Here is an 18,811-nt window from a genome sequence, read left to right as displayed (position 1 = left end):
AACGCGGCCTTTCTTGGTGGCGCTACCGCTCGCGCCGCGGGCGCTCGATGCTTGAGCGCGATCGGAGGTCGTCACGCCGGGGCGCCGGAGAACAGCTTCAGCCCGACGATGCCGGCGACGATCAGGACGATGCAGACGATGCGCAGCGCCGTCGCGGGTTCGCCATAGGCCAGGATGCCGACAGAGGCTGCGCCGACCGCGCCGATGCCGGTCCAGATGGCGTAGGCGGTGCCGATCGGCAGCTTCTGCGTCGCCAGCCACAGGAACCAGAAACTGGCGATCATGGCCGCGCCGACGGCCAGCGAGGTCACCGGCCGCTGGGGCCCCACGAATTTGAAGCCGGACGCCCAGCCCACTTCCAGCAGTCCGGCGATCATGAGGGCGAGCCAAGGGTTCATGCGGCCCAGATGGGACAGGCGAGCCCCGGGGGCAAGCGTCAGATGGCCGCCCTGACCGCGGCCAGCATCTTCAGCGCCTGCGCCGTCTCGCGCGCGTCGTGAACGCGGAGGATTGACGCGCCCAGCCGGGCCGCTTCCAGCGCAAGCGCCAGCGAGCCGCCCAGACGGTCGCCAGGGTCGGTGGCGGTGGGGTCGACGAACTGGATCGTGCGCTTGCGGCTGGCCCCGTAGAGCACCGGGAAGCCGGTCGCGGTCAGGGCGTCGAGGCGGGCGGTGAGCAGCAGGTTGTGGGCCGCCGTCTTGCCGAAGCCGATGCCGGGGTCGAGCCAGACGCGGTCCCGCGCGACGCCCGCCGCCATGGCCGCCTCGGCGCGGGCGAGGAGCCAGTCGCGGACCTCGGCGACAACGTCGTCGTAGCGGGGATCGGCCTGCATCGTGCGCGGATGGCCCCGCATATGCATCAGCGCCACGTCGCAGCCCAGTTCGGCGGCGACGGCTGGCGCGTGGGGCGAGAAGGTCAGGGCCGTGACGTCGTTCCACATCGTCGCGCCGGCGGCGACCGCGACGCGGGCCACCGCCGGCTTCATCGTGTCGACGCTGATCGGGCCGGTCCAGGCGGCGCGCAGTCCGGTGATCACAGGCACGACGCGGGCGATTTCGTCGGTCTCGGACACCGGCTCGGCGCCCGGCCGCGTGCTCTCGCCGCCGACGTCCAGCAGGTCGGCGCCCTGTTCGACCAGCCGCAACCCGTGGGCGACCGCCGCCTCGGCCGAGCCCAGCCGTCCGCCGTCGGAAAAGCTGTCCGGCGTCACGTTGACGATGCCCATGACGCGGGGGGTCATGGCTTGGCCTTCTGCGGATGGGGCGTCTCGCCGCGCGCGAGCATGGCGGTGAGGTCGGCGATCTTCTTCTTGCGGCCGGCCTCGGTCTTCATCTGCGTGGTGCGGAAGATCAGGGCGAAGCGATTCTGGGCGGTCAGCGTGGCGAAGGCGGCGCAGGCTTTCGGGTCGGCGTCGATGGCGGCCAGAAGGTCGGCGGGCATTTCGGCATCCCTTACGCGATAGGCGGCGTCCCAGCGGCCGTCCGCCTTGGCCGCCTCGACGTGCGCCATTCCCTGCGGCCGCATGCGGCCGGCGGCGGTCAGGGCGGCGACCTTGTCGACGTTGATCTGCGACCAGCTGCTCTTCGGCTTTCGCGGCGTGAAGCGCTGCAGGAAGCTGGTCTCGTCGAAGGTCTTCTTGATCCCGTCGATCCAGCCCCAGCACAGGGCGGCGTCCACCGCCCCGCTCCAGTCGATCGACTTCAGGCCCGAGCCCTTCTTGTGGATCTTGACCCACACCTCCGGCTCGCGGTCGTGGTTCGCCGCCAGCCAGTCGTGAAAGGCCTGGAAGTCCTCGAACGGGCGCACGCGCGCGGGATCGACCGTCATCGGCGCCATCAGCCGCGCCCTCCGATCAGGCCGCCCAGCGCTTTCAGATAGGCGGCGAAGGCGGCGCGGCCCGCGGGGGTGATGGAGACCCTGGTCAGGGGCTTGTTGTCCTTGAAGCTCTTGGCGATGGAGACGTAGCCCGACTCCTCCAGCTTCTTCAGGTGGACCGACAGATTGCCCTGAGTCGCCTCCAGCACGGTCTTCAGCTCGGTGAAGTCGGCGGTCTCGGCGTCGGCCAGATAGACCATGATCCCCAGCCGCATGCGGCCGTGGATGACCTCGTCGATGCGGCCGAGATCGTGCAGCCCCATGCTCAGGCCGGCTTCGATCGGGCGTCGTTGAACAGAATCCAGCCGGGCAGGGCGAACAGCAGGAACAGGGCGACGGTGCAGATGCCCAGATAGATCAGCGGCTCGCGCACCGTGACGCCGAGGGCCACGGCCGTGACCCAGCCGCCCAGGGCCGTGGCCAGCATCCAGCCCTTCTTCTTCAGCGTCCAGGCGACGTACCAGGCCGCGGCCTGAAGCGCGAAGACGATGGCGGCGTAGTAGAGCCAGATGGCGAAGTCCTGATCCCGCCAGGCGCCGACGGCGAAGACGATGATCACCGCCGTGTTGGCCATGCCGGTGGCGCTGAAGGCGGCGTTCAGCGTGCGCCCGGCGACCGGGCCGCGATTGGTCCCGCCGTCCTTTCGGTCCTTCAGGATCGCCCAGGTCAGGATCGACAGGAAGGCGGCGGAGATGCCGACGACGAACAGCAGGTTGGCCAGGTCCGGCCAACGGATCAGGCCGAAGGCCTGACCGGCGTGGAACAGGCACTGCACCCCGTAAAGCAGGCCGCCGGCCAGGTAGCACACCGCCAGAGTCATCGGAGTGCGTCCTCCGCCGTCCACGATGGAGCGCAGGAAGGCCAGGTCGGCCTCGGCGGACGATCGGAGTTCGGAGCGGGGGCGGGGTTCGGGCATGGGGATCTCACGCGGTGAACGGCTCGTCCTGGCGTGGACGAGCCGTTCGGGGAAGGCAAGTCATTCGGCGGGCTGAACCTCGGTCTCGCGGGGTTTGCGCCATGGAATGCGACGACCGTTCAGCGCCTTGCCCACGAAGGTGTGGCGAACCAGAAGTTCGTAGGTGACCAGGCAGACCGCCGTGACGCCGACGACCACCACGCCCGCCTTGGCCCACCACGGCCAGGCCATGTCAAGCAGCAGGACGTGCCCGACCATCACCAGCGGCAGGTGAATCAGATAGGTCCAGTACGAGGCGTCGGACAGATAGCGGATCACGGCGTTGGCGCGGCTGAGCGCCGTGACGCACAGGCCCAGGAAGCCGAAGGCCGAGGCGTAGGTGGCGAAGGCCGTGACCCAGGCCTGGGTCATCTTCATCGAGGGGTCGGCCTGGGGTTCCAGCACCGGCTGAAGTCCGCCGGCCAGCTGAAAGGCCGCGACGCCCGTGGCCGCACCGACGATCAGGAACAGGGGCCACAGCCGGGTCAGCCGGGGCAGCAGATCCAGCCGCCGCGCCAGCAGCCAGCCGATCAGGAAGGCCGAGCCGTAGGCGACCAGGGCCGCCACGTTCGGCACGAAGCCGTAATCGGGCGTGGGCACGCCGAACATGGGATACCAGTCGGGGTGGGCGTTAAGGGCCAGTGCCAGGGGCACGGTCGGAATCAGGGGCGTCCATGGGCCGATCATCCAGCCGGCCAGACGGTCGGCGAGCTTGCCGTTGCGGTCGAGCAGCCGCGCAAGGGGACGCAGGATCAGGGCGCCGGCGTAGAAGATCAGCAGCACCCACAGGAACCACAGATGCGTCAGCGGGAAGGTCTCCAGCGTCAGCGGCGGGGGCGGAGGGCCGTCGGTCGGGATGGCCCCGCCGTTGTCGATCGCGGCCTTCCACACGATCACGGCGACGATGGCCGGGAACACCACCCACCACATGCCGAACAGCGGATTGGCGATCCGCGCCAGCCGGTTCTTCGTGAAGCCCCACGGGCCGCGCCGCGCCATCAGCATCTGGGCGAACAGGCCCGCGATGACGAAGAAGGCGGTCATGCGGAACAGGTGGATGACGAAGAAGACCAGATAGGCTCCGACCGAGGTCTGGGCGTCCGGCACGGGCCATACGGGAAAGGGCAGATAGGCCATCATGGCGTGCAGGACGACGCCGAGCAGAAGCGCGATCGCGCGCGCGGCGTCGAGGCCGTGCAGCCGTTCGCCAGTGGTTGGGGTGTGGGACATGACGCCTCCTCCTTGGATGCGGCTGTATCTAACAGACAAGTTTATAATGCAAACATGTTGATCTGTTCTCTTGGCCCGGCGGGAGAGGGCTTGAGGCTCGGCGAGTGTGCGAGCCGCCAAGCCGAAAGGGTTAGGGGGCTAAGGTGTCCGATCGGGCCCCGCCGAACCCCTCGCCCTTTCGCGTTTCCAGTCGCTTCGCTCTTGGACGCTCAAGCCCTCTCCCACCGGGAGAGGGTTGCGGACGGGACTCGCTGGGCGCATCTGTCGGCCCATGTCCGCAGACGCCCTGACCCCGCCCGCTCCGCCGCAGCCGCTGGAACACCGCGGCGTCAACTGGATCGGGTTTTGGACCCTGTACCTCAAGGAGGTGCGGCGGTTCTGGAAGGTGGGGGCCCAGACCGTGGCCGGGCCGGTGGTGACGACCCTGCTCTACATGCTGGTCTTCGTGGTCGCGACGCAGGGGACGCGGGCCCCGCTGCACGGCACGCCGTTCCCGGAGTTCGTGGCCCCGGGCCTGATCATGATGGCCATGCTGAACAACAGTTTCGCCAACGCGTCGTCCAGCCTGATCCAGGCCAAAATCATGGGGACGGCGACCGACTTCCTCACCCCGCCGCTAAGTCCGCTGGAGGTGACGGCGGCTTTCACCCTGGGCGCGGCGACGCGCGGCCTGGTGGTCGGGATCGTGACGGCGATCTGCGTCCTGCCGTTCGCGGGCCTGTCGATCTCGAACCTCGCCATGGTGCTGGGCTTCGGCCTGGCCGCCTGCCTGATCATGGGGATGCTGGGCGTGTTCGCCGGCCTGTGGGCGCAGAAGTTCGACCAGCTGGCGGCGGTCCAGAACTTCGTGGTCATGCCCATGACCTTCCTGTCGGGCACCTTCTATCTGGTCGAGCGCCTGCCCGAACCCTTCGCCACGATCAGCCACTGGAACCCCATGTTCTACCTGATCGACGGCTTCCGCGCCGGCTTCATCGGCCGCGCCGAGAGCGACGTCCTGATCGGCGGGATCATGGCGGCGGTCCTGACCGTCGTCCTGGCCTGGACGTGCTGGGCGGTGTTCAAGTCGGGGTGGCGGCTGAAGAGCTGAGCGCGTGGCCTCGACGGTCGGTTCATCACCAAGGACACCAAGGAGGCACGAAGGACACAAAGAGACCTAGGCGCGCATCGACGCGCAGCGTCTTTGATCTTCAAGAGCCTTGAAGGCGGCTGCGCCGCGCTCGGTACCTTGGTGTCCTTCGTGCCTCCTTGGTGTCCTTGGTGATGAACCCTCGCGCGATAGAGAGCGGCCGCACACTAAGCCGGTCGCGCACGGACGCCCGCGCGGGGTTGACTGACTCCTCCCCCGGTTCGACAAGACGGCATCGAGACTGAAGGCGGTCCCGGCGCAGGCGCGCTCGGGGCCGCGTCGCTTTTCCGGGAGGATACCGCCGTGTCGACCGAGCACCTGATGGGCGTCTACAACCGCGCGCCGCTGGAGGTGGATCGCGGACAGGGCGCCCGACTTTGGTCGACCGACGGGACGGAGTACCTGGACTGCGTCATGGGCATTTCGACGAATGCGCTCGGCCACGCCAATCCGGTGCTGGTCGAGGCGGTCAAGGCCCAGGCCGAGAAGCTGTGGCACGTGTCCAACATCTTCCGCATCCCGGACCAGGAGGCCCTGGCCGACGACCTGTGCGCCAAGTCGTTCTCGGACGTGGTGTTCTTCACCAACTCGGGCACGGAAGCCGTCGAGTGCGCCCTGAAGACGGCGCGGAAATTCCACGTGGCGAACGGCCAGCCCGAACGCATCGACGTCTACGGCTTCGACGGCAGCTTCCACGGCCGCACCTACGGCGCGATCAACGCCGCGGCCAACCCCAGCTACACCGAGGGCTTCGGGCCCAAGATGGAGGGCTTCCACCAGCTGAAGTGGGGCGATCACGAGGCCATCAAGGCGGCGCTCGCCAGCCCGACCTGCGCCGCCGTCATCGTCGAGCCGGTCCAGGGCGAGGGCGGCTGCCGAGCCATGCCCGAGCCATGCCTGCGCGGCCTGCGGGAACTGGCCGACGAACACGGCGTGCTGATCATCTTCGACGAGGTCCAGTGCGGCATGGGCCGGACCGGCAAGCTGTGGGCGCATGAGTGGGCCGGCATGGCGCCGGACATCATGGCCGTCGCCAAGGCGCTGGGCGGCGGCTTCCCCGTCGGCGCCTGCCTGGCGACCGAGCGGGCGGCCAAGGGCATGGTCGTGGGCGTCCACGGCTCGACCTTCGGCGGCAACCCTCTGGCCATGGCGGTCGGCCTGGCGGCCTTCGGCGAGGTGTCGAAGCCCGAGACCCTGGCGCATGTGAACGAGGTCGCCGGCTATCTGAAGCAGCAGCTGGTGGGGCTGAAGGACCGCTATCCCGACGTCATCGTCGACGTGCGCGGCAAGGGTCTGCTGATCGGGGTGAAGCTGGTGCCGAACAACCGCGAATTCATGGGCTGGGCGCGCGACGGCCAACAGCTGCTGGTCGCCGGCGGCGGCGACAACTGCGTGCGCATCCTGCCGCCGCTGAACCTGACCCTTGAGGAAGCCCGCGAGGCGGTGGCCCGCTTCGAGGCGACCTGCGAGGCGGCCAGAGGGAAGATGGCGGCGTGACCCGGCACTTCCTCGACATCCACCGCCTCGACGCAACGACGCTGCGCGCCATTCTGGACGACGCGCATGCCCGCAAGGCCGCCCGCAAGGGCAGGCCGAAGGGGTGGGTGGACGCGGACGCGCCGGCGAAGGACCGGGTGCTGGCCATGGTGTTCGAGAAGAACTCCACCCGCACGCGCTTCAGCTTCGACGCGGCGATGCGCCAGCTGGGCGGGGCGTCCATCATCGTCAACGCCGGCGACATGCAGCTGGGCCGCGGCGAGCCGGTGGAGGACACCGCGCGGGTGCTGTCGCGCATGGTCGACGCGGTGATGATCCGCGCCAACAGCCATGAGGACGTCGAGAATTTCGCCCGGTTCGCCACCGTGCCGGTAGTCAACGGCCTGACCGACCGCAGCCATCCCTGCCAGATCCTGGCCGACCTGATGACGATCGAGGAGCACCGGGGGCCGATAGCCGGCAAGACGATTGCCTGGGTCGGCGACGGCAACAACGTCTGCCACAGCTTCATGCACGCGGCGCCGCTGTTCGGCTTCCAGTTCCGGGTGGCGTGCCCGGCGGAGTATCACCCCGACCTGCACGATCTGGCCAAGGGCGGCGACGACGTCTTCCTGACCGGCGACCCGCAGGAGGCCGTGCACGGGGCCGACGTCGTCGTCACCGACACCTGGGTGTCGATGGGCGATCAGGACTATGAGGCGCGGCTGGAGGCCTTCGAGGGCTACGGCGTCGACGACGCCCTGATGGACGCCGCCGCGCCGGACGCGGTCTTCCTGCACTGCCTGCCGGCGCACCGGGGCGAGGAGGTGACCGACGCCGTCATCGACGGCCCCCGCTCGCTGGTCTGGGACGAGGCGGAGAACCGCATTCACGCCCAGAAGGCGGTCCTCGCCTGGTGCTTCCGCGGCTGATCAGTTCAGCCGCACGTCCGTGACGCCGCCGGCGTCGGGCAGGGTCTTGGTCAGGTTGGCCTTGGCGATCTCGAAGGCGAACTTCACCAGGCCGCCGTCGGACACCCAGATCCGGCCGTCCTCGCCATCGAAGCGCAGGATCATCAGGTGCGGGTCGTCCTTGCCCTCTGGATACCAGGCGGCCAGCACCGGGTTCCAGTAGCGGTCGATGATCTCGCGGTCGTGGCCGTGCACGGTCAATTCGCCGGCGATGCAGGCCCAGACCTTCTGGTCCTTGGATCCGTAGTGGAACATGGCCGCGCTTTCGCCCGCCGCCGCCACGTCGCGGGCCAGGTCGGTGTCGTCGCGCGTGAAGAACCAGATCGTGCCGGTCTCCTCCTCACGATAGGCCGTCATCGGCTGGGCGTGGTTTCCGGGGCGGTCCAGACCGAGCATGCCGGTGTTGGATTTCTCCAGCGCCTTCCAGAACTCGGCTTCGGCCTTTTCGGGGGTCAGGTCGTCGTGATGGGACATGGGGAGGTCTCCTGAGGGTTCCCTCGCTGAATGCCCGGCCGGCGCGCCCGTTCCGCCTATTCCGCCCCTGCGGCCAGACGCGCCAGGTGGATGAGCAGCAGGACGCCGAGCGCGGCCGACATCAGCATGACGAACCGCCAGGGGATCATGCGCGGCCCCTTGGAGATGTTCGGCAGCTGGGCCCCGCGCCAGCCGGCGTAGAACACCAGTGCCGTGGTGAGGGCCGTCAGGATCAGCGTCAGGGTCAGGCTCATGGTCGCGGCGAGATGGCGCCGACGGCGACGGAGCGCAAGCCGGCGGCCGACGGCAAAGCTTACGGACTCCTTAATCTTAAGCGGGCGTTAACCGACGCCGGGCGAGATCGACGGAAGGCGGCGGGACGATCCACAGGAAGGTCGCGGCGCCCCCACATCTTGGGGTTAACGACGCGTTTACACCCTCGATCTGGGTCATGTAGCGTGAGCCCACAGGTCGGGAGGCGAATCAGTGAGCGCAGCGGCGTCCCCGTGGAGCGTGAAGGGCATAGACCCCAAGGCCCGCGAGATCGCCAAGGACCTTGCGCGTCGCTCGGGCATGACGCTGGGCGAATGGCTGAACTCCATGATCATGGAGGACGAGGACGACGACGGCGTGGTGCCGCTGGGCCGCCGTCCACACGCCGCCGACAGCTATGAGCGGCGCGGCCGCAGCCGCCGGCTGGACGACGCCTACGAGATGGAGGAGCGCGGCTGGGACCGTATCGGGGCCTCCGTCGACGCCATCGCCGCGCGGCTGGAGGCGGCCGAGCGCCGCTCGACCATCGCCATCCAGGGCGTGGACCAGGCCGTTTCCGGTCTGCTGCGCCGCCTTGACGAACAGGACAAGAGCGCGGGCGTGCTGGCCCGCCGTCTGGACGACGTCGCCGACGAGCTGAAGGAGGGCCACCGCCGCCTGCGCCGCTTCGAGCAGGAGACGGGCCCCACGACGCAGGAGACCTTCGGCAAGGTCGAAAAGGGCCTGCAGGCCATCACCGGTCGCCTGCTGGAGGCCGAGGACCGTCAGGCGCGCCAGGCCGAGGAGCTGCGCCGCCGGATCGAGGCGGTGGAGAAGAGCGCGCCCGGCGCCGGCACGGACATGCTCAGCGAGGTCGGCCGTCGGCTGGACGCTGCTCAGAGCGGCACGGCCGAGGCCCTGCGTCGGCTGGAGGCCAGCTTTTCACAGCTGGATCGCCGCCTGCACGCAGCGGAGCAGCGGGTCGAGCCCGAGGGCGCGCGCGAAGCGGCCCGCTTCGAGAAACTGGCCGAGACGCTGAGCCGTCAGGTGGACGCCAACCGCGCCGAGATGATGCGCCGCATGGACGCCGCCGAGGCCGAAGGGCGGATGGACCGCATCGAGCGCGCGGTTCTGGCCATCGGCGATCAGGTCAAGTCGTCCGAGCAGAAGTCGGCCCAGGGCATCGAGGCCATGGGCCGCGAGGTGCTGCGCATCGGCCAGAACCTGCACGGCCGCATGCAGGTGGTCGAACAGCAGGGCGAGCGTCAGGCCCAGGCGCTGGAACAGCGCCAGGCCGCCGCCGAGGACCGCCACGCCCTGGCGCTGGAAAAGCTGGGCGTCGAGATCACGCGCATCTCCGACCGCCTGTCGGACCGCATCGCCCAGTCGGAGCGCAAATCGGCGCAGGCGATCGAGGAGATCGGCCGCCGTCTGGCCGACGGCGCCGGGCGGATCGAGCAGCGCTACGACCGGGCGTCGGGCGAACTGGCCGAACGCATGCGCCTGTCGGAAGAGCGCACGGCCAGACTGCTGACCGAGGCCCGCGAGGCGCTGGAGACGCGCGCCGCCGCAGCGCCGCCGCCCGCGCCTGCCGCCGTGCCTGAGCCCGCGGCACGACCCGATGTGGTGTTCGCGCCCATCCCGGAAGCCCCCACCCAGCCGCCGCCCGTCGAGGCCGACTGGCGCGCCGCCGCCTTCCCCGACGTCGATCTGGGGCTGGACGATCCGTTCTCGGACGGCCTGCAGTCGTTCGAGCCGGAGCCGCTGCCGCAGGCTCCCTTCGCCGCGCCGTTCGCCGCCGCGCCCGAGCCGGCTCCGATCGAGCCGGCCTTCGCGTCCGAGCCGGAGCCCGCACCTATGGCCGGACCTTTCGGCCGCGCCGCTCCCGCCGCAGGCTCCGCGGCCTTCGGCGGGGCCGACGTGTCGGACGCTCTCGCCGCGACGGCGCCTGATCTGGACGCGGACGACTTCGCCGCCGAGACCGACTTCGTCGATCCGCGCGCCCTGCGTGCGGCGGCCCAGGCGGGCCGCGCCTCCTCGACCCGCGCCGCCATCGACCAGGCCCGCGCCGCCATGGCCCAGCCGGCGGAAGAGGCCCCGGCCCGCACCGGCTTCGGCCTGAAGAAGGGCGGCAAGTCGCGCCTGCAGGAACGGCTGGACAAGCAGGCGGCGGGATCGACGGTGCGCAAGGCGCTGGGCGCCTCGGCCATCGCCGTGGCCCTGACCGGCGGCATCTACGGCTTCATGCGGCTGGAAGACGGCGCGGCGCCCTGGGCCGGCCTGACCGGCGGTGAAGCGCCGACGACGCTGGCGCTGGCGACCACGGACGCCGTCGCCGCGCGGCCCTCGCCCGACGTGCTGGCCGAAGCGGCCGCCCTGTACGACCAGGCGGTCGAGGCTCTGGCCGCCGACGACCTGACCGGCGTCGACACGCTGACCCGCGCGGCCGAGATGGGGCATGCGCCGGCCCAGCTGACGCTGGCGGGCCTGTACGAGACCGGCGACGCGGGCGTGACGCCGGATCTGGTGCAGGCGCGGCGCTGGCTGCGGCGCGCGGCCGAGGCGGGCGATCCGCGCGGCATGTTCGGCTACGGCATGTTCCTGTTCGAGGGCCAGGGCGGCGACCGCGACGCCCGCGCCGGTCTGGACTGGATCACCAAGGCGGCCGAGGGCGGCCTGATCGACGCCCAGTTCAACGTCGGCCTGATCCTGAAGACCGGAGAGGGCGGCACGCCCGCAGATCCGGCGGCGGCCTATCGCTGGCTGCTGATCGCGGCCCGCGGCGGCGACGCCCAGGCGCGTGAGGAGGCCGAGGGCCTGGCCTCGTCCCTGACCGACGCACAGCGCGCCACGGCGCGTCAGGCGGCGGCGGACTTCCAGACGCGCAGCCCCGAATGATCGCGCGCCGCGTGCCGCCGGTGGCGTCGGCGCGCGAGGCGGCCTAAACCGGGGCGTCGTTCCCCGGAGCGGCCTCCCTTCACACCCAGCCGAAGGCCCGACCTTTGGACCTGTATCTGCCGATCGCCGAGGTTTCGGTGAACTGGCCCCTGATGCTGATGCTGGGGGCCGTGGTCGGCTTCGTGTCCGGACTGTTCGGCATCGGCGGCGGCTTCCTGATGGCGCCGATCCTGGTGTTCCTGGGCGTGCCGCCGACCGTGGCCGTGGCCAGCCAGGCCAGCCACGTGGTCGCCTCGTCCACCTCGGGCGTGATCGCCTATTCCGGCGCGGGCCAGGTCGACTTCCGCATGGGCGGGATCATGGCCGCGGGCGGGGTGATGGGCGCCTTCCTGGGGGTCGAGCTGTTCCGCTGGCTGCGCCTGCTGGGCCAGGCCGATCTGATCGTGGCCCTGTCGTATCTTCTGTTCCTCGGCGTCATCGGCAGCCTGATGCTGAAGGAGAGCCTGGAGCAGATCCTGCGACGCCGCCGCGGCCTGGCGCCGGAGCGCAAGGAACGGCGTCGTCCGCTGTGGCTGTATGGCCTGCCGTGGAAGATGCGGTTCCCGAAATCCGGCCTCTACGTCTCGGCCATTCCGCCCATGGCGCTGGGCGGGTTCGTCGGCGTGCTGTCGGCCATCATGGGCGTGGGCGGCGGCTTCATCCTGGTGCCGGTCATGCTCTACGTCCTGCGCATGAAGGCGTCGGTGGTGGTCGGGACCAGCCTGTTCCAGATCATCATCACGACCGCCGTCACCACGGTGCTTCAGGCCGGGCGTAACCAGACGGTGGACATCGTGCTGGCCTCGTTGCTCCTGTTCGGCGGGGTGGTGGGGGCTCAGCTGGGGGCCCGGTGGTCGGGCCGCTTCCGGGCGGAGGAGCTGCGCGCCGCGCTGGGCCTGATCGTTCTGGGCGTCGGCATCTACATGGGCATGGAGCTGATCGTCCGGCCATCCGACATGTTCGAGATCGCGCCTGGAATTCCTGGAGAAGGGGCGCCGGACTGATGATCCAGGACGTGCCCCCTCCCGATCCCGCGGTGGTCATCGAGCGGTCGATCGACACGCTGAACGCCGCCGAGCCGGTGCGCGTCTCCGCCGCCCTGACCGATGCGGAGGTCAAGGTCGACGCCGGCTTCCAGGGGGCGTCGATCGTGCTGTACGGCGCGGTCTTCAACCCGACCGACGCCCCCGTGGACGTGGTCGTGGTGGTACGCGGCCCCGACGCGCCCCTGCGTCTGGTGCGCAAGGTGCAGGCCGGACCCTTCTGGCTGAACAGCCGGCCGGTGGTGTTCGAGGGTGCGCCCGGCTTCTACATGACGGCCTCGACCCGGCCGCTGTCGGAGATCGCCAACTTCGGCCAGCTGCGCCGGCTGGGCGTCGGCGTCGACCACCTGAGGATCGCCGCGCCGGAGGAGCGTCGGGTCGAGACCCGCTACGGCGTGCGCGACGTCGTCGTCAGCCGTCTGGGCGACGACTATCTGGACTGGCGCCGCGCCGTGATCCGGCTGCGGGAGGAGGGCGGCCTCTACGACACCCGGCCGGACGGGGTGGAGTTCGTGGATCGCGGCCTGTTCCGCGCCCAGCTGGACCTGCCGACCACGGCCCCGACGGGCGCTTATTTCGCCGAAGTCTGGCTGTTCCAGGACGGCCGGCCGGTGGCCTCGTCCAACCTGACGCTTACGGTGCAGAAGGTCGGGCTGGAGCGCGACGTCTATGAGTTCGCGCACCGCCGGCCATGGCTGTACGGCGTGCTGTGCGTCCTGCTGGCGGCGTTCACGGGCTGGGCCTCGAGCCGCGTATTCAGGAGGGGGTGAGGCTTCTTTTTCCTTCTCCCGTTGGGAGAAGGAGGGGCCCGCCGCGAAGCGGTGGGAGGATGAGGGTCGGCTGGAAGCCGACCGAGCGCCGATGAGCCCCTCACCCTTTCGCGCCAGGACGACGGCTTCGCCGCCGTGCGCTCAAGCCCTCTCCAGCCGGGAGAGGGAACCCTACCTCGCCGCGAACTCGCTCATGGCGTCGATGACCGCGCGGTTCTGGTCGTCGGTGCCGACGGTGATGCGCAGGCAGTCCGGTAGGCCGTAGCCGCCGACGGGGCGGACGATGATGCCCTGTTGGTTCAACCAGTCGTTGGCGGCTTGGCAGGTCTCCACGTCGGCGAAGCGCACCAGAACGAAGTTGCCGGCCGAGGGCAGGACGTCGAAGCCGAAGCCGCGCAGCGATTGGGTCAGGCGCGGCCGCCAAGTCTGGATCAGGTCGCGCGACGCCTTCTGGTGCGCCTCGTCGCCCAGCGCGGCCACCGCCGCCTCGATGCCCGGCACCGAGACGTTGAAGGGCAGGCGGATGCGATCCACCGCCTCGGCCACCTTCAGCGGCGCATAGCCGAAGCCGATGCGCAGGCCCCCCAGGCCGTGGATCTTGGAGAAGGTGCGGGTGACGACGACGTTCTCGCTGGACCGCGCCAGTTCGAAACTGGTCTCCCAGTCCGGCTCGGTGACGTATTCGGCATAGGCCTCGTCGATCACCAGCAGCACGTCGGGGCGCAGGCCCTCGTGCAGGCGGCGGATCTCGTCCGGCGTGTTGTAGCTGCCGGTCGGGTTCGACGGGCTGGAGACGTAGACGATGCGGGTGCGGCCGGTGACCTGCTCCAGCAGGGCCTCGGGCGTGACCTTGAACTCCGGCTCGGGCGCCAGGCGCACGCTCGCCTGATTGGCCAGGGCCGAGATGCGGTAGGCCAAAAAGCCGTACTGGCCGGTCACGATGTCGTCGCCCGGCGTCAGATAGGTCTGGTTCAGCAGGGCGAAGACCTCGTCGGAGCCGTTGCCGAAGATCAACCGCTCGGGCTCCAGCCCGTGATGCTCGGCCACCGCGGTGCGCAGCTTCGTCGCGCGGCCGTCGGGATAGATGTGGATGTTGCGGATGGCCGCCTCATAGGCCGCGCGCGCCTTTTCGCCCGCACCCAGCATGTTCTCGTTGGAGGACAGCTTCATCGGCTCGGCCACGCCGTCGATCTTCGACTTGCCGCCGACGTAGGGGGCGATGTCGAGGATGCCGGGCTTGGGCGTGGGGAGATCGGTCATGGGGCGCTTTCAGAACACGGGGGCGGCGCCGACGACGCCGGACAGGGTTCCCGGCAGCCCGATCAGGCGCGGGTCTTCGGCCTGCACATAGCCCGCCAGCAGGAACAGCTTCAACCCGCCCGCCTGCGACAGAGGCGTGCCGGCCAGGCCGTTCTGCGCCAGCGACGCGAGGATCGCGTGATCGCCCTGGCCCGCGTCGGTGACCCAGAAGGTGCGGTCGTCGCCCGTCGGACCGGGCCGGGCGGTGGAGACCCGCAGGGCGCGCGGCGTGCGAGTTGCGTCGTCGGGGAGGGCTCCGACCACCCGCAGGTGCGGCCTCGCCAGCAGACGGCCCCACCACGGCGTCACGCCGGACAGGCCGATCAGGGCCGCGCCGCCGGCTTCCACGGCCGCCAGCGCCTTGTCGGCCGTCTCGTGCATCTGAAAGCCCAGCCCGTGCCGGTCGGCGGCCAGCAGGGCGGCGTCGGCGCTGTGGACGTGCAGCGGGCCGCGGTCCATCCGGCCCCACAGCGCCTTGATCGCCTCCGCCCGGTCGGGCGCCCCCGCCAGCAGGCGGCGCAGGGCCAGGGCCTCGGCGTCCGGCGTCGTCGCGGCCAGAGCCAAGCGGTCCATCAGCGCGGCCAGCAGGGCCGCGTCCGCCGCTGCCCGCGCGGGGTCGTCCTGCGGTTCGACCAGCATCAGAACAGGCGCGGCGCAGGGGCCACGGCGAACGGACCGAGGAAGGCGCGGCCGTCGCGAAACTCCAGCGTCAGGGCCACGTCGCTGCCCGCCGCCCCAGCCAGCCGCGCCGCGCCCTCGCCGCCGCCGGCCAGACCCGAGACCACGGCGGCGGGACGGTCGGCCCGCATGGTGATCCGCCCCTCCAGGCGCCCGTCTTCCCGCGCCGACAGATCCGAGCTTTCGATCAGGGCGCGGTTCTCGCCGCTCTCCAGAATGCCGCGCACGTGGGTGAAGCGGCCGCCGCTCCGGCTCCAGCCGGCCATCAGGCCGTCGTTCGAAGGCGTGCGGAGGCCCTCGGCGTTCTGCATGCGGAACTCGATCCGCGCGCTCAGCAGGCCGCTGTCGGTCACGCCCTCGACCGGCCCGCCGGCCCGCCCGCGCCCCTCGACCATCTGGAACAGGACGTCTACGGCCTCGTCCTGCGGCCCCGGCTTGGTCTCCAGCGACACGTGCCCGGCGCGGGAGATGGGGAAGGCCTCGGACCGGCCCAAGGGCGTGAAGGTCGGCCGGATCAGTTCCAGGGCGAAACGCGGCCACGGCCTGTCGATCCCCACCAGGCTCATCCGCGCCCCGTCGCCGGAAATGCGGACGCGCCCCTTGTCCGGCCGGGTCAGGATCAGGTCCTCCGGCGCGATGGCCACCCAGGCGAGCGGCGCCCAGGCGTTGGCCTCGGCGATCAGGCGGGGCGTCTCGATCCCGTGGCCGGAGGGCGCCAGCACGCGCGTCTCGCCCAGGTCCAGCCGCACCCGGAACGGCCAGCCGTCGACCGACCGCCGCGCGGTTTCGACCGTCCAGCCGGTCTGGCGCAACGCCTCGATCCGCGCCGCCGCCCGCGTCTCCACCTGCCGAGCCAGCACGAACCACCACACGGTCCAGGCGAGGAGGATCAGCCCGACGACGGCGAAGGGCAGAATCAGGTCGCGGCGGGAATGGCGGACGGGAGCGTCGGTCGGGGTCATCGGCCGCCCATATCAGATCGCGGCGGCGTTCGCGCCAGTTCCCCCGCCAGACGCGCCTGAAGCGCGGCGGCGTCGCGGGTCTCGCATTCCCAGATGGTGATGACCTTCAGCCCGGCAGCCGCCAGCGCCGCCTCGACCCGCGCGTCGCGGGCCTGGTTGCGGGCGAACTTGGCGGCCCAATGCTCGGCATTGTGCACCGGCGTGGTGGTCCGCTTGCAGCCGTGTCTATGCCAGAAGCAGCCGTGCACCAGCACGGCCCACCCCTGCGTCCGGTTGGCGAAATCGGGCGTTCCGGGCAGGGCGCGGACATGTTTCCGATAGCGCAGCCCGATCGCGCGCAACGCCTGGCCCACCCGCGTCTCCGGCGTCGTCCCGGTCGACCGCACCCGGCTCATCGTCCGGCTGGTCCGGGCGTCGAGGGGGATCATGGGCGTCAGCGGAGGGGCCCGACGCGCGAGGGGTCCGTGGAAAGGAATAGGTGCGTCAGAACTCCGCAGATGTCGGCCGACGCGACTGGTCCATCCTCTCTCGAGTCGATCGCATTCAGTCGATTATCGCCAAGCAGAAACCACTGGTCCGGCCCGAGTCGGACAGGGCCGTAGTTGAGAATCGAATCTGGCGCGGGGCCGTCGCGAAGGAAGATGTGATGATGCTTGCCCTCACCAGGTTCCTCACGGAACACACGGCCTCCATAACCGCCAAGAAGAACTCGCCCGGTCTCCGTCTGAAGGGTCTCTCGACCCGCGACGACGAGCAGTCCCGCGCGTAGTTCGACTGTCTGGCCGGGCCCGGCCACCACGCGGCTGATCCAGTGATCTGAGCCACGACGGCGCACGACGATGTCGCCCGTCACGACGCCTTCGACATCGCCGCAGTCATCCGGCCCACGGTCGGCCATCACTCTTTCGCCGACTCGTAAGGTCGGCTCCATGCTGGTCGATTGCATCACGTAGGCGTGCACGCGTCGTTCTTGGGCTTGAACGGCAGAAACAGAGAGCAGCGTCAGAAGCAGAGCTAGCAACGATTTCACAGCATCCCCGTCCGTTCCACCTCGACCGGGCCGGTCATCAGAATGTGGCTGGTCGTCTCGTCCCAGGAGATGTGAAGCTCGCCGCCGTCCACGACGACGGTCGCGGCGCGGCCCGTCAGCCCCCGACGGGCGCAGGCCACCAAAGCGGCGCAGGCGCCGGTTCCGCAGGCCTGGGTCAGCCCGGCGCCGCGCTCCCAGACGCGCAGGCGGATTCGGTCGCGGGCCTCGACGTGGGCGAAGCCGACGTTGACGCCTTCGGGGAACAGGGGGTGGTGCTCGATCAACGAGCCGGAGGCGCGCACGAAGGCGTCGTCCGGCACGTCCGGGGTGAAGAAAACGACGTGGGGATTGCCCATCGAGACTGCGCCCGGCGTATGCAGCACCGGCGCGTCGATCGGCCCGATCTGAAGCTCGATGCCGCGCGTGTCCATCTCCTCCGCCAGCGGGATTTCGGTCCAGTCCAGACGCGGCGGGCCCATGTCGACGATGACGCGGCGCGGCCCGGCGCGCGTCGCTGTGGTCGGCCCGCCCAAGGTGTCGATCGTCACTCGGTCGCGCCCGCCGGCCTCCATCAGCATCCAGCCGACGCAACGCAGGGCGTTGCCGCAGGTTTCGACCGTGCCCCCGTCGGCGTTCCACACCCGCATGAAGGCGTCTGCCGTGTCCGACGGCTCGATGGCGATCAGCTGGTCGCAGCCCTGGCCCGTCGCGCGATCGGCGATGGCGCGAGCCTCGTCCGGCGTCGGGGCGAACGGGCGCGACAGGGCGTCCACGACCACGAAGTCGTTGCCGCAGCCGTTCATCTTGACGAAGGAGCGCCCGTTCATGTGGCGGGATATAGAGCCGCCCGCTACCGGATGCGAGCGACGCGCGTTATGCCGGTTCGATGGCGACGACCGACGCGACGACGGAGAAAGACGGCCTGCGCCTGCGGGCGCGGCTGAGGGCGCTGTATCACGGCACGTCGCAGACGGCGGTGCGGTTCCGCATCGCGGTGCTCGTGGTCGACCTGGTCATCGTCGCCTTCTTCATCGCCGCCCCCCTGCTGCGCGACCAGCCGCTGGCCTTCTACGTCATCGACTACGTCATCGCGGCCCTGCTGGCGGCCGACCTGGCGGCGCGGGCGTGGTGCTATTCCGACCTGAAGGACTGGTTCAAGAAGCCGATCGTCTGGATGGATCTGTTCATCCTGGCGACCCTGCTGTTCCCCGCCTGGCTGTTCAATCTCGGCTTCCTGCGGGTGCTGAGGCTGTGGACCCTGATCAACTCCGACTTCTTCTGGCGCACCGTCGGACGGCGCTATGACGACACGCGGGTGGAGGAGGTGACCAAGGCGCTGGTCGCCCTGATCACCTTCGTCTTCGTGTCAACGGGGTTCGTCTACACCGCCTTTCTGGGCAAGACCGAAGGCCTCATGGGGTGGGTCGACGCCCTGTACTTCACGGTCACCAGCCTGACGACGACCGGATACGGGGACATCCTGCTGCCCGGCGCCTGGGGGCGGATCGTGTCGATCGTCATCATGCTGGCGGGGGTGACCCTGTTCGTGCGCTTGGGCCAGACTCTGCTGCGTCCGCACAAGGTGCGGTTCCCCTGCGACCGCTGCGGACTTCAGGTGCACGATCCGGACGCGGTCCACTGCAAGGCCTGCGGCCAGATCCTGTGCATCCCCGACGAGGGCCATCACTGACATGACAAATCCGTAAGGCGACCGACCGTCCGCTTGCCGC

General features: G+C 70.2%; 21 protein-coding genes. 7 read left to right on the top strand and 14 right to left on the bottom strand.

What is annotated here, in order from left to right:
- Positions 1-71: 71 nt before the first annotated feature.
- The 6 genes from VGN45_RS01245 to VGN45_RS01220 are packed head-to-tail and all read right to left on the bottom strand — an operon-like array spanning position 72 to position 4,060.
- On the bottom strand, positions 72-398 hold the full coding sequence (locus VGN45_RS01245; RefSeq protein WP_327458459.1) for a multidrug efflux SMR transporter: 327 nt from the start codon (positions 396-398) through the stop codon (positions 72-74).
- A gap of 38 nt (positions 399-436) precedes the next feature.
- Complete coding sequence (gene folP / locus VGN45_RS01240) at positions 437-1,240, bottom strand: dihydropteroate synthase (protein ID WP_327458457.1); 804 nt, start codon at positions 1,238-1,240, stop codon at positions 437-439.
- The gene (locus VGN45_RS01235) at positions 1,237-1,836 is read right to left on the bottom strand and encodes a YdeI/OmpD-associated family protein (RefSeq protein WP_327458455.1); all 600 of its coding nucleotides are present in this window, start codon (positions 1,834-1,836) and stop codon (positions 1,237-1,239) included. Before VGN45_RS01235 ends, folP begins: the two co-directional genes overlap by 4 nt.
- A complete protein-coding gene (locus VGN45_RS01230) occupies positions 1,836-2,138 on the bottom strand; it encodes a transcriptional regulator (RefSeq protein ID WP_327458453.1) in 303 nt (100 codons plus the stop codon). Before VGN45_RS01230 ends, VGN45_RS01235 begins: the two co-directional genes overlap by 1 nt.
- 2 nt (positions 2,139-2,140) lie before the next feature.
- On the bottom strand, positions 2,141-2,791 hold the full coding sequence (locus tag VGN45_RS01225; protein ID WP_327458450.1) for a hypothetical protein: 651 nt from the start codon (positions 2,789-2,791) through the stop codon (positions 2,141-2,143).
- Positions 2,792-2,851: 60 nt separating this feature from the next.
- Positions 2,852-4,060, bottom strand: coding sequence for an acyltransferase family protein (locus tag VGN45_RS01220; protein WP_327458448.1), 1,209 nt, complete (start codon positions 4,058-4,060; stop codon positions 2,852-2,854).
- A 271-nt stretch (positions 4,061-4,331) separates the two neighbouring features.
- Here VGN45_RS01220 and VGN45_RS01215 point away from each other — a divergent pair, with 271 nt between their 5' ends.
- The 3 genes from VGN45_RS01215 (at position 4,332) to argF (ending at position 7,597) form a co-directional block, all read left to right on the top strand.
- The gene (locus VGN45_RS01215; protein ID WP_327458446.1) at positions 4,332-5,150 is read left to right on the top strand and encodes an ABC transporter permease; all 819 of its coding nucleotides are present in this window, start codon (positions 4,332-4,334) and stop codon (positions 5,148-5,150) included.
- Positions 5,151-5,492: 342 nt separating this feature from the next.
- Positions 5,493-6,686, top strand: a complete 1,194-nt coding sequence (locus VGN45_RS01210; RefSeq protein WP_327458444.1) for an aspartate aminotransferase family protein — start codon at positions 5,493-5,495, stop codon at positions 6,684-6,686.
- Complete coding sequence (argF, locus tag VGN45_RS01205) at positions 6,683-7,597, top strand: ornithine carbamoyltransferase (RefSeq protein WP_327458442.1); 915 nt, start codon at positions 6,683-6,685, stop codon at positions 7,595-7,597. The genes VGN45_RS01210 and argF overlap by 4 nt, the downstream gene beginning before the upstream one ends.
- Here argF and VGN45_RS01200 read toward each other — a convergent pair whose 3' ends face one another.
- Positions 7,598-8,110: a pyridoxamine 5'-phosphate oxidase family protein gene (locus VGN45_RS01200; RefSeq protein ID WP_327458440.1), complete on the bottom strand. Its 513-nt coding sequence runs from the start codon at positions 8,108-8,110 to the stop codon at positions 7,598-7,600.
- A gap of 56 nt (positions 8,111-8,166) precedes the next feature.
- Complete coding sequence (locus tag VGN45_RS01195) at positions 8,167-8,364, bottom strand: hypothetical protein (RefSeq protein WP_327458438.1); 198 nt, start codon at positions 8,362-8,364, stop codon at positions 8,167-8,169.
- A gap of 232 nt (positions 8,365-8,596) precedes the next feature.
- Between VGN45_RS01195 and VGN45_RS01190 the strand changes: the two genes are divergently transcribed.
- The 3 genes from VGN45_RS01190 (at position 8,597) to VGN45_RS01180 (ending at position 13,112) form a co-directional block, all read left to right on the top strand.
- Entirely contained in the window at positions 8,597-11,260 is a 2,664-nt protein-coding gene (locus tag VGN45_RS01190; protein ID WP_327458436.1) for a hypothetical protein, read from the top strand.
- Between the two features lie 104 nt (positions 11,261-11,364).
- Positions 11,365-12,303 (top strand): sulfite exporter TauE/SafE family protein, encoded by a 939-nt coding sequence (locus VGN45_RS01185; RefSeq protein WP_327458434.1) that lies wholly within the window; start codon positions 11,365-11,367, stop codon positions 12,301-12,303.
- Positions 12,303-13,112 carry a TIGR02186 family protein gene (locus VGN45_RS01180; protein WP_327458432.1) on the top strand — a complete coding sequence of 270 codons (810 nt, stop codon included), beginning with the start codon at positions 12,303-12,305 and terminating at the stop codon, positions 13,110-13,112. Before VGN45_RS01185 ends, VGN45_RS01180 begins: the two co-directional genes overlap by 1 nt.
- 171 nt (positions 13,113-13,283) lie before the next feature.
- Here the strand turns inward: VGN45_RS01180 and hisC are convergent, their stop codons facing one another.
- From hisC to dapF, 6 genes are read right to left on the bottom strand one after another with little or no spacing between them, the layout of a single operon-like run.
- A complete protein-coding gene (gene hisC / locus VGN45_RS01175; RefSeq protein WP_327458430.1) occupies positions 13,284-14,372 on the bottom strand; it encodes a histidinol-phosphate transaminase in 1,089 nt (362 codons plus the stop codon).
- A gap of 9 nt (positions 14,373-14,381) precedes the next feature.
- Entirely contained in the window at positions 14,382-15,050 is a 669-nt protein-coding gene (locus VGN45_RS01170) for a hypothetical protein (protein WP_327458428.1), read from the bottom strand.
- Positions 15,050-16,051, bottom strand: a complete 1,002-nt coding sequence (locus VGN45_RS01165) for a DUF2125 domain-containing protein (RefSeq protein WP_327458424.1) — start codon at positions 16,049-16,051, stop codon at positions 15,050-15,052. Before VGN45_RS01165 ends, VGN45_RS01170 begins: the two co-directional genes overlap by 1 nt.
- The gene (locus VGN45_RS01160; protein ID WP_327458422.1) at positions 16,048-16,479 is read right to left on the bottom strand and encodes a very short patch repair endonuclease; all 432 of its coding nucleotides are present in this window, start codon (positions 16,477-16,479) and stop codon (positions 16,048-16,050) included. The genes VGN45_RS01165 and VGN45_RS01160 overlap by 4 nt, the downstream gene beginning before the upstream one ends.
- Positions 16,480-16,484: 5 nt before the next feature.
- On the bottom strand, positions 16,485-17,081 hold the full coding sequence (lepB, locus tag VGN45_RS01155; RefSeq protein WP_327458420.1) for a signal peptidase I: 597 nt from the start codon (positions 17,079-17,081) through the stop codon (positions 16,485-16,487).
- Positions 17,078-17,908, bottom strand: coding sequence for a diaminopimelate epimerase (dapF, locus tag VGN45_RS01150; RefSeq protein ID WP_327458418.1), 831 nt, complete (start codon positions 17,906-17,908; stop codon positions 17,078-17,080). Before dapF ends, lepB begins: the two co-directional genes overlap by 4 nt.
- A gap of 59 nt (positions 17,909-17,967) precedes the next feature.
- Between dapF and VGN45_RS01145 the strand changes: the two genes are divergently transcribed.
- Positions 17,968-18,771, top strand: coding sequence for a potassium channel family protein (locus tag VGN45_RS01145; RefSeq protein WP_327458416.1), 804 nt, complete (start codon positions 17,968-17,970; stop codon positions 18,769-18,771).
- The last annotated feature ends 40 nt before the right edge of the window (positions 18,772-18,811 follow it).

This window comes from Brevundimonas sp., from assembly GCF_035999125.1.
Classification (GTDB): Bacteria; Pseudomonadota; Alphaproteobacteria; order Caulobacterales; family Caulobacteraceae; genus Brevundimonas.
This window is presented reverse-complemented; position numbering and strand designations above follow the sequence as displayed.